Source organism: Ruegeria sp. BG8, assembly GCF_056538325.1.
Genome location: NZ_JBQFSZ010000003.1, coordinates 404951 through 420860, shown reverse-complemented (window position 1 = coordinate 420860; position 15910 = coordinate 404951). Strand labels below are relative to the sequence as shown.

Here is a 15910-nt window from a genome sequence, read left to right as displayed (position 1 = left end):
CACCCGAAAACACTGGGGCATAAATGGGGGCATTTCTCGGAGGGTTGAGCTCCAAGAGCCTAGTCTCGTTCCATGTTCCGATGAACTGGCTGGGGTGGTAGGATTCGAACCTACGATACACGGTACCAAAAACCGCTGCCTTACCACTTGGCTACACCCCAACGGTGAGGCGCTATCTACGATTGTTGTTTGCGGGGTTCAAGTCCTTTCCAGCAAAAAATGGAAGCTGCCTCAAAAAAAATTCCGGACGTTTATGGTGCGTACGTGAATGCGTGAATCAGCTTGGTATAAGTAGTTGATTTTGCCCGATGGTGGAACTTAACGCACCAGCTTGGCGCTATGCTCTCAAGTATTGAGTCGGTCGGTTCGAAGCGCTTGAACCACGATATTCGGTATTGTGAGGTGACACTGAGAATGGTCACGTGGCACTCAGATATGAGACCTGAAGAACTTGCGCAAAGGTGAAACATGAAATTTCTACGTACACCCGGTGATTGCTTTGAGGGACTGACGGACTACGATTTCGCGCCACACTATACGCAGGTCGACGATACCGAAGGCGGCACCCTGAGGGTTCATCATGTGGACGAAGGCCCCAATGATGCGCGCCCTGTGTTGATGATGCATGGTGAACCCAGCTGGTCTTATCTCTATCGCCATATGATTTCGGGGTTTGTGCGGCAGGGGTACCGGGCAATCGCTCCAGATTTGATTGGGTTCGGCAGGTCGGACAAGCCGACAGAGCGGAGCGATTACACTTATGCGCGGCACGTCGCGTGGATGGGTGAGTGGTTGCGCAAGACGGATCTGCGCGATGTTACTCTGGTCTGTCAGGATTGGGGTGGGTTGATCGGTCTGCGACTATGGGCGGAAATGCCGGATCGGTTCGCGCGAATTGTTGTTGCGAACACGGCTTTGCCGACAGGGGATCAGCCTATGGGGGCGGCTTTCGAAAACTGGCGTGAATTTAGCCAGAACGTCCCTGTCTTTCCTGCCGGCGGGATATTGCAAGGCGGTACCGAAACCCAACTGTCTGATGCCGTTTGCGCAGCCTATGACGCGCCGTTTCCAGACGAAAGCTACAAAGCCGGTGCGCGACAGTTTCCAATGCTTGTCCCAAGCTCACCCGATGATCCCGAGGCGGAACCGAACCGGCAAGCTTGGAATGTGATTCAGGGATTGCAGACCCCCGTCCTGACGGCCTTTGGCGCGGATGACAAAGTGATGGCGGGAATTGATAAGGTGTTTCAGAAACTCTGTCCCGGTGCCGCAGGTCAACCGCACATCCTGTTGCCGAACGCGGGGCATTTTCTGCAGGAAGACGTGGGTGCCGAATTGGTTGAGCTGACTTGCGCGTTTATTGCGCGGACATCTTAAGTTTTTGGGAAAACCGCGCGCTATTCCCGGATCTCTGCCGGATCAACGCCCCAAAGGTTGGATTTGAGGGTCCAGCCTTTGTAACCACCTGCCGAAACATGGCACCAGTCGATTGTGCAACTACCCAAACGAGCAACGACGCCCGTTTCGAACTGCGCACTGACTTGCGAATTGGGATTCGGGTTGGAATAGACCGGCAGCATGTCGGCCTCGATCAGGACAGTCCGAACACCTGACAGCAGGGCATAGTGCACCCAGCCACCTGCGCCGTCCCGGTCCTGAACCTTTCGCCAGTTCCCGTATTCGGCGGTGATTTGCAGTGGCATGCCGCGCCGTTTGAATACCCAATCGATTCTGTGGGTCAGCGACGGGCCACGGCGCACATTGCCCTCAGCCGCCTTCATCGAAACAAAACGCGGCAAGGGTAGGTTGGTAACCTGCCCACGTTTTTCCTGCGCGATGGCGCCGGTTGCGCCGATCGCAAACAGAATCACACTCATCAGCGCCACCAACTGGCGACTTGCGGGTCTAATACCACTCACGGACTGTCTGCTCTTGCTGCCTGTTGATCTTGTTTCGAAAAAAGGTCGTCTCAATGTGGCCGGGGTTCTTGTGCCCCGCCTTTTCCTGCGCCACGATGCCATGGCGCGCGAAGGTTTGCAAAGCAGTGGGGGAGCACAAGTGCCAAGAGAACGTCTGAGTGTTGTCGTTACGCGACGGTTGCCCGAGGCGGTTGAGACCCGGTTGAGCGAATTGTTCGATGTGCGCCTGCGCATGGATGACGCTCCAATGTCGCGGGAAGAGCTTGTCGAAGCCGTCAAAACGGCGGACGTCCTTGTGCCGACGGTGACCGACACCATCGACGGTGGATTGCTGGGGCAGGCCGGTGAAAAGTTACGCCTGATTGCCAATTACGGTGCAGGGGTGGACAATATTGATGTCGCGACTGCGCGCCAGCGTGGAATTCTTGTTTCGAACACACCGGGTGTTCTGACGGATGATACCGCGGACATGACGATGGCGTTGATCCTTGCCGTCACGCGCCGCATCCCCGAAGGCCTGAGTGTTATGCAGCAGGGCGAATGGGAAGGCTGGGCTCCGAATGCGCTGTTGGGTGGGCGCATCGGCGGACGTCGACTGGGTATCTTGGGTATGGGGCGCATCGGGCAGGCCGTGGCCCGTCGCGCAAGTGCCTTTGGCATGCAGGTGCACTACCACAACCGCCGCAGGTTGCGCCCGGAAACGGAACAGGCGCTCGAGGCCACATATTGGGAGAGCCTTGACCAAATGGTCGCTCGGATGGACGTGATATCCATCAATTGCCCATCGACCCCTTCGACATTTCACCTGATGAACGCAAGGCGTTTGAAATTGATGAAGCCATCCGCAGTCATCGTGAATACATCGCGCGGAGAGGTGATCGACGAGAACGCGCTGACCCGCATGATCCGTTCGGGTGAAATCGCCGGTGCCGGTTTGGATGTTTATGAACACGGAACGGATGTGAACCCGCGATTGCGGCAATTGCCCAACGTTGTTCTACTGCCCCATATGGGTTCGGCCACATTGGAAGGCCGCATTGAGATGGGTGAAAAAGTCATCATCAATATCAAGACCTTTGAAGATGGTCACCGCCCGCCTGATCAGGTGGTCCCGGCCATGTTGTAGATGTCGGCTGCTGCAGCGTGGCCCGGCAAGCAAAGTTTTTTCAGGAGGATACTATGAAGAAAAGTCTGATTTCTGGATTGGTTCTGTCGCTGATGGCCTTCTCGGGCACGTCATTTGCACAAGAGGCAGCAGATGCCGTCGCGCCCGAAGGCGGCTCCGAGGGAGAGGTTCAGGGCCTGACCGAGGAAGTGATCGCGTCTCTCGAGGCGAAATTGGCCGGAAAACCGGTTACGTCCCAAAACTGGATGGTGGCCGCAGCCAACCCGTTGGCAGTCGAGGCTGGGGCCAAGGTGTTGCGGGCCGGTGGCTCGGCTGCGGATGCGATGGTCGCCGTACAGGTGGTTTTGGGGCTGGTTGAACCTCAGTCATCCGGGCTTGGCGGCGGTGCTTTTTTGGTTTGGTATGACGCCGCGACTGGAAAATTGACGACACTGGATGGGCGCGAAACCGCGCCATTGGAAGCAAACCATAGATTGTTTCAGGACGAAAACGGCGAACCTCTGCAGTTCTTTGATGCCGTTGTCGGCGGCCTGTCCGTCGGTACACCCGGAACGCCGGCTCTGTTGGAAGAGGCCCATCGCCGCTGGGGCCGCAGCCCGTGGCCAAGCCTGTTCGCCGAGGGGATAACTCTGGCAGATGAAGGGTTCCTTGTTTCTCCGCGTTTGGCCAGTTTGGTTGAAAATGACGCCGAACGCCTATCGCGGTTTCCTGTAACGGCCGAGTACTTCCTGCCGGATGGCAAGCCACTAGAGCAGGGGCAGCGGCTGATGAATCCTGCCTATGCAGAAACGCTGCGTACATTGGCCAGTGAGGGCGCGGCGGGTTTTTATGGGGGTGAGATCGCAGCCGGGATCGTCAACACCGTGCGCAATGCACCGGGAAATCCCGGCGTTCTGTCTGGTATTGATCTTGCCCTGTATCAGGTAATCGAACGTGAGCCGGTTTGTGCTGCCTACCGCGTTTATGAGGTCTGCGGGATGGGTCCGCCATCTTCGGGCGCTCTTACTGTCGGGCAGATACTAGGTATGTTGAACGGCTATGATCTGGCGGCGTCCGGCCCCCAAAGCTATGACACATGGCGTTTGATTGGGGATGCGTCCCGCCTGGCCTTTGCGGATCGCGGGCGGTACATGGCCGATCACGACTATGTACCTATGCCGACCAAAGGTCTGGTTGATCCGGAATATCTGGCCGAACGCGGCGCCCTGCTGGGTGAAAACGCCGCTTTGATCGACGTGGAACCGGGCAATCCGGAATTCGAACACGCCTCGAACTGGGGGGATGATGTGTCGATTGAGCTGCCGTCCACCTCACATATTTCGATCGTGGACCAGTACGGAAACGTCCTTTCCATGACGACGACGATCGAAAACGGGTTCGGGTCGCGTCTTATGACCAACGGGTTCCTTCTGAACAATGAACTGACGGATTTCTCGTTCAAGACCCACAGCAATGGTGTTCCAATCGCCAACCGGTTGGAGCCGGGCAAGCGCCCGCGGTCTTCGATGAGCCCGACAATCGTAATGGAAGATGGCAAACCGGTCCTGTCCATCGGCTCACCGGGGGGCAGCCGTATTATCGGCTATGTCGCCAAGTCGATCATCGCCTGGGCAGATTGGGATATGGATGTGCAACAGGCTTTGTCTCTGCCGCATCTCGTGAACCGGTTCGGAACCTATGACCTCGAACAGGGGACCGCGGCCGAAGGGTTCTCGGATGCGCTGACCGAACTGGGATACGAAGTGAACCCTCGCGATCTTACATCAGGTCTGCACGCGATCGAGATCGGAGACGTCTTGACCGGCGGCGCTGATCCACGGCGCGAAGGCATCGCTTTGGGTGAATAAAGCCCACAAATCAGGAGGAGAAGGATGGTGCAGGCAGTCGCGCTAGCTCGGAACGATGATGGGATACAAACGGTCGTCGGTATTCTGAAACAAAGGTTCGGCGACCGCCTGCAAACCGGTCACGCCATTCGCGAACAGCATGGCCATACGACCACTTGGATTGAAAATCAGCCCCCCGATGCGGTGGTTTTTCCGCATTCCACGGAAGAAGTGTCCGAAATCGTCAAAGCCTGCGCCATGCATAAGGTACCGGTTATCGCATTCGGTACCGGCACATCGCTGGAAGGGCATGTGAACGCGCCTGCGGGCGGTATCTCGGTTGATCTGACGCAGATGAACAAGGTTCTGGCCGTGCATGCCAATGATCTTGATTGCGTTGTCCAGCCGGGCGTGACACGCGCAGACTTGAATACGCATCTGCGCGATCAGGGGTTGTTCTTTCCAATTGATCCCGGTGCGAACGCCTCGCTTGGTGGCATGGCCGCGACGCGGGCTTCCGGGACCAATGCGGTGCGCTACGGAACAATGAAGGACAACATCCTTAGCCTTGAGGCCGTGATGTCCGACGGGCAGATCATCCGAACCGGGCAGCGCGCCAAGAAATCGTCGGCGGGGTATGATTTGACGCGCTTGCTGATCGGCGCCGAAGGGACGCTGGGCATAATCACGGAAATCACGTTGCGCTTGCAGGGCATCCCCGAAGCGATCAGTTCCGCGCGCTGTTCTTTCCCGACCGTGGACGCGGCATGTCAGGCAGTTATGACGACAATTCAATATGGTGTACCCGTCGCTCGGATCGAGCTGCTGGACGAAATGTCCGTCAAGGCAGCCAATGCCTATTCCAACCTGACGCTGCCCGAAACGCCGCTGCTGCTGTTAGAGTTCCACGGATCCGAAAGCGGTGCAGTCGAGCAGGCCGAAACCTTTGGTCAGATCGCGGAAGAGTTCGGCGGAACCGACTTCGCGGCAACGTCGACAACCGAAGAGCGTAACAAGCTATGGCAGGCGCGGCACGACATGTACTGGGCTTGCCTGCAACTGCGCCCCGGTGCGCGCGGGATATCTACGGATGTATGTGTTCCAATCTCGCGTTTGGCTGATTGCGTGACCCAATCCCAGAACAAGGCCGAAGCGCTGGGCCTGTTGGCGCCGATGGTCGGCCATGTGGGAGATGGGAATTTTCACACATTGCTGCTGATCGATATGGAAAATCCAGACGAGGTAACCAAGGCCGATGAATTTGTCGGCTGGCTGAACGAATTGGCGATTTCGATGGACGGAACCTGTACGGGTGAGCACGGAATCGGACAGGGTAAACGGCCTTACCTTGAGAAAGAACTGGGTGAAAGCACGCGGTATATGGCGGCTATCAAGGCGGCGCTTGATCCGGATGGCATCATGAATCCGGGAAAGATTCTGTAAAACACCGACCCGGCCAGCCCGTAACTTTCCCAACTGGTTCAATAGCGTCAGAAAAAGGTCGGTTTTGCACCCAATAGCGTCGGGTGGATTTTGCGGTACGCGGTTCTGTTGGGCATAACTCCTGCCAAACAGATTCAATCCGGAGTACGGGCGAATGAAAACCCAAGTCAAAGCACTGGTCGTTGGCGGTGGCGCCATCGGAACCTCGATCGCATATCACCTGGCCAAGGCTGGCTGGGATGATGTGATGCTGATCGAACGGGATGAACTGACATCCGGCTCCACGTGGCACGCGGCTGGCCTGCTGCCGCTGTTCAACATGTCCTATGCGACGACCCATATCCACAAGTATTCGGTCGATTTCTACAAAACGCTTGAGGAAGAAACTGGTCTGAATGCAGGTTTTGCTGTCGTCGGCAACCTGCGCATGGCACAGACGCAGGACCGTATGGACGAGTACATGCTATATGCGTCCACGGCCGAAACTTGCGACGTCAAATACGAATGGCTGACCCCGGATCAGATCAAGGAACGCTGGCCACTGATCGAAACCGGCGACCTGAAAGGCGCGATCTATCACACCGAGGACGGTTATATTAACCCCGCAGACGTCACGCAGGCCATGGCCAAGGGGGCGCGTCAACGCGGCGTGGATATCGTCCGCAAAATGCAGGCTGATGCCTTCCACTGGAACGGTACCCATTGGGAAGTCACCTGCACCAAGATGATCGAGCAGGGCGGCAACCTTGTTCCCTCGGATGAGCAGGTCGTCATCACCGCAGAACACGTCGTGACCGCATCGGGTAACCACGCACAGCGCACCGCCAAGATGCTGGGCATCAAGATGCCCGCGATTCCTGTCGAGCACACGTTCATCGTCATGGACAAAGACCCCGAGCTGGTCAAATGGCGTGAAGCCGGTAACCCCGAGCATCCTGTTGTGCGTGACGCGGACAACGAGTCTTATGCGCGTGAAGAACGCGGTGGCTGGATTCTGGGCATCTACGAACACGGTGCGCCTGCGCGCTTTGAACATGGCGTGCCGGACAGCTTCCGCGCTGACCTGTTCCCGCTGGACATCGACCGGATCGCGGATCAGTACATGGCGATGGCCGAACGGGTTCCTTCCTGCGCTGACTCAGGTCTCAAAGACGATTTCAACGGCCCGATCTGCTATACCCCCGACGGCAACCCGCTGGTTGGTCCGGCTCCGGGCTTGCGCAATATGTGGCTGGCCGAGGGCTTCAGCTTCGGTATCACCGCTGCGGGCGGCACCGGCTATTATCTGGCGCAGATGATGGTCGATGGCGAAGCCGAGATCGACATGGCCTCGCTGGACCCAAAGCGTTACTCGTCCAACTGGATGACCACCGAATTTGCGGCGCGCAAGAACGAAGAGTGCTATGAGCACGTCTACATCCTGCACCACCCGGATGAAGAGCGTGAAGCCTGCCGTCCGCTGCGGACCGTTCCGGCCTATGACCGGCAGAAGGCGCGCGGTGCTCAGTTCGGCTGGGTCAACGGCTGGGAGCGTCCGAACTATTTCGGACCGCTAGACGCACCCGACAACTTCGACAAAGAAAGCCGCTCGTTCCGTCGTGGTGGCTGGTGGCAGTATGCCGTCGAAGAGGCCAAGGCAATCCGCGAAGGCGTGGGCCTGATCGACGCGTCGGCCTTTACAAAGCACGTTGTTAAAGGCCCCGGTGCGACTCAGTTCCTGGACTGGTTCACCTGCAATAAGCTGCCCAAGGTCGGGCGCATCAACCTGACCTACGCGCTGACCTCGCACGGCACCACCCGCACCGAATACACCATCGTCCGCAATGGCGAGAACAACTATTACATTGTCTCCGCCGGTGCCTGGACCGAGTATGACGCCGACTATCTGCGCAAGGCGGCCGAGGACAAGATGGAGGAGTTCGGGTATATCGAAATCCAGGACGTGACCACCCAGTGGGGCGTCTTCGCCATCGCCGGACCAAAGTCGCGTGACGTTCTGAAAGAGGTCATCAAGGACGCCGATCCGGAAACCGCTCTGTCCAACAAGCGTTTCCCGTGGCTATCGGCACGTCAGATCGAACTGGGCATGTGCCCGGTCAACGCGATCCGTGTGGCCTATACCGGTGAGCTGGGTTGGGAATTGCACCACCCGATCGAGATGCAGAATTACCTGTTCGACCTGCTGGAAAAAGCGGGTGAGAAACATGGTATGAAGCTGGTTGGTGCTCGCGCCCAGAACTGGCTGCGTCAGGAGAAATCCTATCGCGCCTTCGGCACCGAATTAGGTCGCGATGCGACCCCGCTGGAAGCCGACCTGCCGCGTTTTGTCGATCTGTCGAAAGAGTTCCACGGCAAGGCCAAGCTGGAAGAGACCGGCGTGCGCGTCAAATGCTGCACCTTGCTGATCGACGGACCGGAAGATGCCGATCCGTGGGGTCGTGAGGCACTGTATACGCCAGAAGGTGAGCGCGTCGGTCGTCTGACTTCGGGCGGCTATTCGGTGGCCTTCGAGAAATCCATCGGCATGGGCTATGTGAAGCCAGAACTGGCGGTTGAAGGCACCAAGCTGCAGGTCAAGATGCAGGATAAGCTGTGGGATGCGGTCGTGACTTGCGACAGCCCCTACGATCCAAAGAATGAAACCATCCGCAAGGACGGTTAAGTTTTCAAAGGCCCCGGAAATCTCCGGGGCCTTTTCTTTGGCGCAGGTGTTGGGTTTGAATCCCGATTACTCCGCAGGTTTTTCCACAACGAAGGCCAGATTGTTTGCGGGCATCTCAACCACTTGCAGCAGCGTCAGACCCTGCGAGCGTAGAAAATCGGTTATGTCCGCATCGTTCTTGTAACCGATCTCTGCATCCTGCTGAACCAAAGCTTGGTGAAAACGCTGATCCCCGTCACTGATCAAGCGACCGGCACGCTTGAAAGGCCCATAAAGAACAAAGCGACCGTTGGGATTAAGGGCCAGTGCAACTTCGGTCAGTATCTTTTGTGTCTCAGACCAGCTGATTAAGTGCGTCAGGTTGATCAGCACAATAAGGTCCTGACCGCCATAGGAGTGGCTCCAACCGTCTTCCGTCGCGTCTAGTAATACAGCATCAGACACGTTGGTAAGGTTGGCGGTGTATGCGTTAATACTCTCCCGCCTGTCAGGTTCGACCTCAGACGGTTGCCAGTGCATTTCGGGCAGACATTGCGCGAAAGCCTGCACATGCTGGCCAGTGCCGCTTGCGATCTCAAGGGCTTTTCCTTGGGTCGGGGCCCATTGCACCAGCAAATCGCACAAAGGTTCAACATTTCGAAGCGCGGCCTGCGCGACCAAACGGCCGTTCTGAGCGCTGTTCACGCTGCTGATATGCGTGGGAAAGATGCGTTTGCTCATCGTCCAAGTCTTTCCGGCCCCAAAGCTTTGACGGTCGCGTCGTCCAGTTCGGGTGGGCGCCCTGCGACCAGATCAGCAACCAGTTTCGAGGCTGCGGGTGAGGTCTGAAACCCATATCCGCCTTGACCGGCTGACCAGATGAACGTCGGATCACTCGGGTCGGGGCCCAATACCAACGTTCCATCTGGTGAAAAACTGCGCAGTCCGGCCCAGTTGGCCTCGACCCGTGTTACGGGTTCAGTCATCAACTCTTCGTAGCGGGCCAGTCCCTCCGCAAGGACCATGTCATCGGCGAACGCGTCATGTGGTTCAACCGGGTCAGCCTCTGACGGAGAGACGATCAATTTGCCTGCGTCCGGCTTGGCATACCAGCTTTCTCCAGCACCAAGCATCATCGGCCAATCCCGCACGTCGTGACCACCCGGAGCAGGAATGCGGGCCATGGATCGGCGGCGTGGCGAGATCCCTATCGGTGATATGCCAGCCATTGCTGCGATTTCGTCTACCCACGGGCCTGCTGCGTTAACGATATTGCGGGTTTCATAGTTTAGACCTGCTTCGACAACCCAGTGCCGGTCCCGCCGCAGGGACGTTACCTTTTGGCGGGTGTGAATTTCCCCGCCGTTCTTACGAATTTCTCGCGCGAAATCCTGCATCACCAGATCAGTGTCGACGTCAAAAGCCGAAGCGCTAACGGCGGTATGGCGAACGACCTTCGGGTCAAGGATCGGAACACGTGCCACCGCTTCGGGCACATCGATGACCTGCATATTCAGATCGCGCAGGTCTTGATGAAATACATTTGATTGTCGCTGACCCGCGACCAGCATCAGACCACGCGGCGACAGGTAACCCCCTTGGTGAAGGAAATCTGCACCGGCCCTGTTCAGGGCCACAACGGATGAAGGGCCATAGCTTTCTTCGAACAAAGCGGCAGAGCGACCGGACGCGTGGTATCCCAGAACCGCTTCGGCCTCGAGCACGGTCACTGCACCAAACTCTGACAATCGCGCACCTGCGCTTAGTCCTGCAATGCCGCCACCGATGATCAGAAAGTCAATCATATCACCTCGTTCGGAACAGGGCATAAAGGTCGGAAAGCTGGTTTTATCGAAGCCCAGCTCATACTAAGCAGGCTTGAAATTGCGCTTCAACCCATCCAAACAAGAGGCGCACAAAAATAGGAGGGCAGGGTGAGCACAGCAGATTTACACCCGATGGCCACTGGACATATTCCGTCCTACGTGACCCAAGCGGACGGCAGTGATTTTCTTTTGACGTTCATGTTCGTTTTTACAGTTATCGTGATCATTCTGCTTGGGGTCGGTTACTTCACCCTGCATTCGATCCCTGAAAAGCTCGCGCACAAATCAAATCACCCACAGTTTCAGCTTGTAGGTATTTTGGCGTTGTTGGCCTTGTTTACCCACAATGGGTTGTTCTGGGTCGCGGCCATTTTGGTTGCAGGGTTCCAGTTCCCGGACGTCGGGGCGCCCTTGCGGGCTATTGCGGATGCAATCCGCTCACTTGGTCCGCAACGATCTGAACCGGCGCAACCTGTCGAAACCACGGCCCAGCAGGAGCACTAAATATGCTTGAGACATTGATGTGCGCGCTGGTGACAGTGCTGCCTGACTATTTATTCCGCCGATTTGTGCAGGGAAAACGAATTGGGCATGAAATTACCCTGTTCACGATGTGGTATGAACTGCGTTGGGGGCTGACGACATGTGCAATTCTGGCGCTGACCGTCATCACGACCCTGTTCTATTTTCACCCCGCCAGCCGGACAGCGGCGTCTTATTTCCGGACGGTGACTATCCTGCCGCAGCTGGGTGGGCGGGTGTCCGAGGTTTATGTGACCAACAACCAACAGGTGGTTGCAGGGCAGCCGATTTTCCGGATCGAGGATTTCAGCCAGACCGCGATGGTCGAGGCCGCCAACGCGCAAATCGCGCAGGTTCAGGCATCGCTTAAGGTGGCTGAGACAGACTTGGCTGAAGCCACGGCTGGAATTGCCGGTGCAAAGGCCGCGCTGGATCAGGCGCTGGAAGATCTCGAACGCAACACCACACTTCGCGACGAAGGGTCCAGCGCCGTTAGGCTGGCCGAGATTGATCGGTTGGAGAATGTTGTTGCCGAACGCGAAGCCCAATTGGTTGCCGCTCAGGCCCAGCAGGCGGCAGTCGTTCAGCAGATCGAAGAGTTGATTCCGGCCCAGATGGCCAGTGCCAACGCGCAGTTGGACGCGGCCCTAACCGAATTGGACAAGACCGTGGTTAGCGCGGGCGTCACAGGACGGGTCGAGCAGTTCGGGTTGCAGGTTGGGGATTATGTTAGCCCGCTACTCCGACCGGCGGGCATCCTTGTTCCATCAAATTCCGGCCACGATCGTTTTCAGGCTGCCTTCAACCAGTTGTCAGCTCAGGTCATCAAACCCGGCATGATCGGTGAGTTGGGCTGTATGACAAAACCTTTTACCGTCATCCCGGTGGTTGTCGTCGAAGTGCAGGACGTCATCCCCTCGGGGCAGATAAGGCCGTCGGACGAGTTGCGCGATGTTCAGAACAATACAAATCCGGGCTCGATCCTGGTGTATATGGAACCACTATATGAGGGCATGGCAGATGACATCCCGCCGGGCAGCAACTGCCTGGCCAATGTCTATACCGACAATCATGAACGGCTAGAACATGAAGACCTTGGCTTTTGGGAATCCGCCTTTTTGCACGTGGTGGACACTATTGGAGTGGTCCACGCCGCAGGCCTGCGATTGCGGCTTATCCTGATGCCGGTCAACACGCTGGTATTGTCGGGGCATTGAACCGTCAGGTCTAACAACGACCCCGCTTGCGGGTAGCGCAAATCAAGTGCGCTACCCACAATCCCTATAACTTGGGTGCGTTTATGCTTCTGGCCGCGTTCTCTAAAGAAAGAATATCGGCAGCAGGTAGCAGTGACAGATTCACATGCGCTTCGGTCGGGATCAGTCCTCGGAGCTGCAGGTCCAGATACCGCAGGCAACAAACCCGTAGAAACGAGGTGAAGTTTCCAACGTCGTGTCCGGCGTCCAGGCTCTCATTGTACAACCTGTGCAGTAACTGTGGAACGGTCAGCGTGTCCCTCGCGCCAATCGTTTCCAGAGTGCGCCAGAACAGCTCTTCCAGACGCACGCTGGTGACCATACCGTCCATTCGGAAGGATCTTGTATGTGAGGTCCAGAGTGCCGGATCGGCATCGATAAACAACTGGCACATTGGTTTTCTCCGGGTTTAGCGTCCGATACGTTCTTTGACGTCTGCAGCAAAGTCCTCGTACCGGCGCAAGGATTTTACCTCGACCGTTACATGATGACCCATCTTTTGCATGATCGGCAAATCGAACAGGATACGATCCAATGTATCCGGGTCTTCGACGTCGACAACCGCAGTCACCTTGCGCTCGCCCACAACCTTCCACAAATCTTTGACAACTCCGGCCGATTTGGCGCCCAAGGCAGCTTCGGCCTCTTCAGCCCAAACGCCCAGCAAGCCCTGCTGCGCCATGCTGGCATCGTATTCAACGTTAAAGTTCAGTTGGTAAAGCATCATGTCCTCCTGATAGTTGCTTTTCGGATATTCAGACGAAGCGCCCGCCTTTTTCGATCACCTCGATCTGGTACCCATCTGGATCGGACGCGAAGAAGAACCGCGCCAGACGTGTTCCACCGGGTTGAAAATCGACAATGTCTTTTGGGGATCCACCGGCAGCAACGACCTGTTCTTTCGAAGCCTCCAGATCGTCGACAACAAAGGCAATGTGCCCGTAGCCATCCCCAAGGTCGTAAGGGTCGGTTCGACCTTTGTTGACGGTTAGCTCCAGCTCAAAACCTGTACCTTCCGAGATCATGTAGATCAGGGTGAAGCTTTCAAAATCGAGCCTGTCTTTGATCTGTAGGCCAAACGCGGCCTCGTAGAATTCAACAGAGCGGCTCTCGTCTGTCACCCGGATCATACTGTGTGCTAGTTTAGCCATGCGTCACCTCCTTGCTGCTTTCTAGCGAGGGAACGGCGGCGAGTGGTATTACCGGGTTAATACGTGGCCAATTAATCTTTAAGCGATTGAAAATTGGCACCTAATTCTTGGGCATTTTGCACAAAAAAGGCCCGCGACGCTGCGCGGGCCTTCTAACAACTACATTCGGTAGCTTACTGCGGAATTTCGCCTTCCAGGCCTTCAACATAGAAGTTCATGCCTGCCAGTGTGCCGTCATCAGCCACTTCGCCCTCGGCCAGCCAGTCGCTGCCGTCCTGCTTTTTGATCGGGCCGGTGAACGGATGGTATTCACCCGCAGCCATTGCAGCCTTCATCGCCAGTGCTTCTTCTTTGACGTCGGCTGGTACGGCGTCCGAGATCTCGCCAATCTCAACCATGCCTTCTTTGATGCCGTCCCATGTGTTCACGGTTTCCCAAGAGCCGTCAATCACCGCTTGCGTACGTGCGATGTAGTAGGGCGCCCAGTTGTCGATGATGGATGATACGCGTGGGAACGGACCGTATTCGCTCATGTCCGATGCCTGACCAAAGGTGACAACGTTACCGGCTTCTTGTGCTGCGGCTTGCGGCGCCGTGGAGTCTGTGTGCTGGAGGATCACATCCGCGCCCTGTTCGATCAAAACAGTTGCCGCGTCCGCTTCTTTAGCAGGGTCAAACCACGTGTAGGCCCAGACAATCTTGAACTCGACATCAGGGTTAACAGCTTTTGCGTGCAGAAAGGCCGAGTTGATGCCGCGGATCACTTCGGGGATCGGGTAAGACCCGATGTAGCCGATTGTGTTCGTCTTGGTCATCTTGCCAGCGATATGGCCCTGTACGGCGCGACCTTCATAGAACCGGGCCGAGTAGACCGACACGTTGTCAGCTGTCTTGTAGCCGGTCGCGTGCTCGAACTTCACGTTCGGGAATTTCTTGGCCACGTTGATCGTCGGGTCCATGTAACCAAACGAGGTGGTAAAGATCAGATCCGCCCCTTCAAGCGCCATTTGGGTCATCACACGCTCGGCGTCCGGGCCTTCGGGGACTGACTCAACGAATACGGTTTCGACCTTGTCGCCAAAATGCTCTTCGACTGCCAGACGACCCTTGTTGTGCTCGTAGGTCCAGCCGCCATCGCCGACGGGGCCGACATAGACAAAGCCAACCTTTGTCTTGTCTTCGGCCATGGCGCCAGTCGCCAGACCCAGCGCCACAGCAGCGCTTGTCAGTAGAGTGGTGAATTTCATGTGTTACTCCCCAAGTTGGTTCAGTTGGCCCCTAGTGTGAGGCATGGAAGATCCGGCCCAGTGAGGCAGGTGCGCTGCTCTTGTCGGCCGAAAGGATCACAAGCACAAGGATCGTGATGATGTAGGGCGACATTGCCAGATACTCGACTGGAATGGCAACGCCCGCTGCCTGTAAATTGAGCTGCAGAACGGTGATGCCGCCAAACAAATAGGCACCCAGCAATGCCCGCCATGGTTTCCAGCTGGCAAAGACCACCAGTGCAAGGGCGATCCAGCCGACACCGGCAGTCATGCCCTCGGTCCATTGCGGCACGCGGATCAGGCTAATATATGCGCCCCCCATGCCCGCACAGGCCCCGCCAAACAGGATCGCCATGATGCGAATCTTGATCACCTTGTAGCCAAGCGCATGGGCCGCATCGTGGTTTTCCCCAACAGCGCGCAGGATCAGGCCGACGCGTGTGTATTTCAGCGTTGCCCAGACAGCAGCCGTCAAGGCGATGCCCACATATAGAATTGGGTCATGCTGGAACAGGATCGGACCGACCACCGGCAGATCGCTGATGACAGGAATATGGATTTCTTCCATGTCAGGTGGTTTGACCCCAACATAGCCTTGCCCCATCAGCGCGCTGAACCCCAAGCCGAACAGTGTCAGTGCAAGGCCACTTGCCACTTGGTTTGCCAGCGCGACCTGCGTCAGCAACACGAACAGCAAGGACAGGGCCGCGCCTCCGACCGCTGCTGCGACAAAGCCCAGCCACGGCGATCCGGTTTCGACCGAGATTGCAAAGCCGCTGATGGCTCCGACGATCATCATACCCTCGACGCCCAGATTTAGGACGCCTGCTTTTTCAACGACCAGCTCTCCGATCGCGGCCAACAGCAGCGGGGTTGCGGCCACCATCAGCGAGGCAACCAGAAGGACGGGATTGATTTCACCTAAGTCCATA

General features: G+C 56.9%; 15 protein-coding genes and 1 tRNA gene. 7 read left to right on the top strand and 9 right to left on the bottom strand.

From position 1 onward, the window contains the following. Nucleotides 1–86: 86 nt before the first annotated feature. Nucleotides 87–161, bottom strand: a tRNA-Gln gene (locus ACR0DG_RS09620). Nucleotides 162–468: 307 nt separating this feature from the next. On the opposite strand from ACR0DG_RS09620, the gene ACR0DG_RS09615 reads away from it, so the two are divergent. Then, nucleotides 469–1377: a haloalkane dehalogenase gene (locus tag ACR0DG_RS09615; protein ID WP_480696609.1), complete on the top strand. Its 909-nt coding sequence runs from the start codon at nt 469–471 to the stop codon at nt 1375–1377. Nucleotides 1378–1397: 20 nt separating this feature from the next. Here the strand turns inward: ACR0DG_RS09615 and ACR0DG_RS09610 are convergent, their stop codons facing one another. Further along, nucleotides 1398–1877, bottom strand: coding sequence for an SH3 domain-containing protein (locus ACR0DG_RS09610; protein ID WP_480696607.1), 480 nt, complete (start codon nt 1875–1877; stop codon nt 1398–1400). A 181-nt stretch (nt 1878–2058) separates the two neighbouring features. Between ACR0DG_RS09610 and ACR0DG_RS09605 the strand changes: the two genes are divergently transcribed. The 4 genes from ACR0DG_RS09605 to ACR0DG_RS09590 all read left to right on the top strand — a co-directional run bounded on the left by ACR0DG_RS09605 (nt 2059) and on the right by ACR0DG_RS09590 (nt 8976). Further along, entirely contained in the window at nt 2059–3045 is a 987-nt protein-coding gene (locus ACR0DG_RS09605; RefSeq protein WP_480696627.1) for a 2-hydroxyacid dehydrogenase, read from the top strand. A 53-nt stretch (nt 3046–3098) separates the two neighbouring features. Further along, nucleotides 3099–4892, top strand: a complete 1794-nt coding sequence (gene ggt, locus ACR0DG_RS09600; RefSeq protein ID WP_480696606.1) for a gamma-glutamyltransferase — start codon at nt 3099–3101, stop codon at nt 4890–4892. Between the two features lie 24 nt (nt 4893–4916). After that, the gene (locus ACR0DG_RS09595) at nt 4917–6314 is read left to right on the top strand and encodes an FAD-binding oxidoreductase (RefSeq protein WP_480696604.1); all 1398 of its coding nucleotides are present in this window, start codon (nt 4917–4919) and stop codon (nt 6312–6314) included. A gap of 154 nt (nt 6315–6468) precedes the next feature. Continuing rightward, on the top strand, nt 6469–8976 hold the full coding sequence (locus ACR0DG_RS09590; RefSeq protein ID WP_480696602.1) for a GcvT family protein: 2508 nt from the start codon (nt 6469–6471) through the stop codon (nt 8974–8976). Between the two features lie 66 nt (nt 8977–9042). On the opposite strand, the gene ACR0DG_RS09585 is transcribed toward ACR0DG_RS09590, so the two are convergent. Continuing rightward, nucleotides 9043–9696, bottom strand: a complete 654-nt coding sequence (locus tag ACR0DG_RS09585) for a DUF938 domain-containing protein (protein ID WP_480696600.1) — start codon at nt 9694–9696, stop codon at nt 9043–9045. Next, nucleotides 9693–10760: an NAD(P)/FAD-dependent oxidoreductase gene (locus ACR0DG_RS09580; protein ID WP_480696598.1), complete on the bottom strand. Its 1068-nt coding sequence runs from the start codon at nt 10758–10760 to the stop codon at nt 9693–9695. Before ACR0DG_RS09580 ends, ACR0DG_RS09585 begins: the two co-directional genes overlap by 4 nt. A 153-nt stretch (nt 10761–10913) precedes the next feature. Here ACR0DG_RS09580 and ACR0DG_RS09575 point away from each other — a divergent pair, with 153 nt between their 5' ends. Together ACR0DG_RS09575 and ACR0DG_RS09570 are read left to right on the top strand one after the other, a co-directional pair. Continuing rightward, nucleotides 10914–11285: a hypothetical protein gene (locus ACR0DG_RS09575; protein WP_480696625.1), complete on the top strand. Its 372-nt coding sequence runs from the start codon at nt 10914–10916 to the stop codon at nt 11283–11285. Between the two features lie 2 nt (nt 11286–11287). After that, on the top strand, nt 11288–12520 hold the full coding sequence (locus tag ACR0DG_RS09570) for an HlyD family secretion protein (RefSeq protein ID WP_480696596.1): 1233 nt from the start codon (nt 11288–11290) through the stop codon (nt 12518–12520). A 64-nt stretch (nt 12521–12584) separates the two neighbouring features. Here ACR0DG_RS09570 and ACR0DG_RS09565 read toward each other — a convergent pair whose 3' ends face one another. The 5 genes from ACR0DG_RS09565 to ACR0DG_RS09545 form a co-directional block, all read right to left on the bottom strand. Beyond that, entirely contained in the window at nt 12585–12953 is a 369-nt protein-coding gene (locus tag ACR0DG_RS09565) for a ribbon-helix-helix domain-containing protein (protein ID WP_480696594.1), read from the bottom strand. Nucleotides 12954–12968: 15 nt separating this feature from the next. Next, nucleotides 12969–13283: a muconolactone Delta-isomerase family protein gene (locus tag ACR0DG_RS09560; protein WP_480707119.1), complete on the bottom strand. Its 315-nt coding sequence runs from the start codon at nt 13281–13283 to the stop codon at nt 12969–12971. 31 nt (nt 13284–13314) lie between these two features. Continuing rightward, complete coding sequence (locus ACR0DG_RS09555) at nt 13315–13710, bottom strand: VOC family protein (protein WP_480696590.1); 396 nt, start codon at nt 13708–13710, stop codon at nt 13315–13317. Between the two features lie 173 nt (nt 13711–13883). After that, nucleotides 13884–14957 carry a BMP family ABC transporter substrate-binding protein gene (locus ACR0DG_RS09550; protein WP_480696588.1) on the bottom strand — a complete coding sequence of 358 codons (1074 nt, stop codon included), beginning with the start codon at nt 14955–14957 and terminating at the stop codon, nt 13884–13886. Between the two features lie 31 nt (nt 14958–14988). Beyond that, entirely contained in the window at nt 14989–15909 is a 921-nt protein-coding gene (locus tag ACR0DG_RS09545; protein WP_480696586.1) for an ABC transporter permease, read from the bottom strand. Between the last annotated feature and the right edge of the window lies 1 nt (nt 15910).

What these genes read in the sequence shown, in the direction of transcription:
- ACR0DG_RS09550 (WP_480696588.1), bottom strand. Translation starts at nt 14,957, where the DNA reads ATGAAATTCACCACTCTACTGACAAGCGCTGCTGTGGCGCTGGGTCTG.
- ggt (WP_480696606.1), top strand. Translation starts at nt 3,099, where the DNA reads ATGAAGAAAAGTCTGATTTCTGGATTGGTTCTGTCGCTGATGGCCTTC.
- ACR0DG_RS09595 (WP_480696604.1), top strand. Translation starts at nt 4,917, where the DNA reads ATGGTGCAGGCAGTCGCGCTAGCTCGGAACGATGATGGGATACAAACG.
- ACR0DG_RS09560 (WP_480707119.1), bottom strand. Translation starts at nt 13,283, where the DNA reads ATGCTTTACCAACTGAACTTTAACGTTGAATACGATGCCAGCATGGCG.
- ACR0DG_RS09545 (WP_480696586.1), bottom strand. Translation starts at nt 15,909, where the DNA reads ATGGACTTAGGTGAAATCAATCCCGTCCTTCTGGTTGCCTCGCTGATG.
- ACR0DG_RS09555 (WP_480696590.1), bottom strand. Translation starts at nt 13,710, where the DNA reads ATGGCTAAACTAGCACACAGTATGATCCGGGTGACAGACGAGAGCCGC.
- ACR0DG_RS09575 (WP_480696625.1), top strand. Translation starts at nt 10,914, where the DNA reads ATGGCCACTGGACATATTCCGTCCTACGTGACCCAAGCGGACGGCAGT.
- ACR0DG_RS09615 (WP_480696609.1), top strand. Translation starts at nt 469, where the DNA reads ATGAAATTTCTACGTACACCCGGTGATTGCTTTGAGGGACTGACGGAC.
- ACR0DG_RS09570 (WP_480696596.1), top strand. Translation starts at nt 11,288, where the DNA reads ATGCTTGAGACATTGATGTGCGCGCTGGTGACAGTGCTGCCTGACTAT.
- ACR0DG_RS09565 (WP_480696594.1), bottom strand. Translation starts at nt 12,953, where the DNA reads ATGTGCCAGTTGTTTATCGATGCCGATCCGGCACTCTGGACCTCACAT.
- ACR0DG_RS09585 (WP_480696600.1), bottom strand. Translation starts at nt 9,696, where the DNA reads ATGAGCAAACGCATCTTTCCCACGCATATCAGCAGCGTGAACAGCGCT.
- ACR0DG_RS09590 (WP_480696602.1), top strand. Translation starts at nt 6,469, where the DNA reads ATGAAAACCCAAGTCAAAGCACTGGTCGTTGGCGGTGGCGCCATCGGA.
- ACR0DG_RS09610 (WP_480696607.1), bottom strand. Translation starts at nt 1,877, where the DNA reads ATGAGTGTGATTCTGTTTGCGATCGGCGCAACCGGCGCCATCGCGCAG.
- ACR0DG_RS09580 (WP_480696598.1), bottom strand. Translation starts at nt 10,760, where the DNA reads ATGATTGACTTTCTGATCATCGGTGGCGGCATTGCAGGACTAAGCGCA.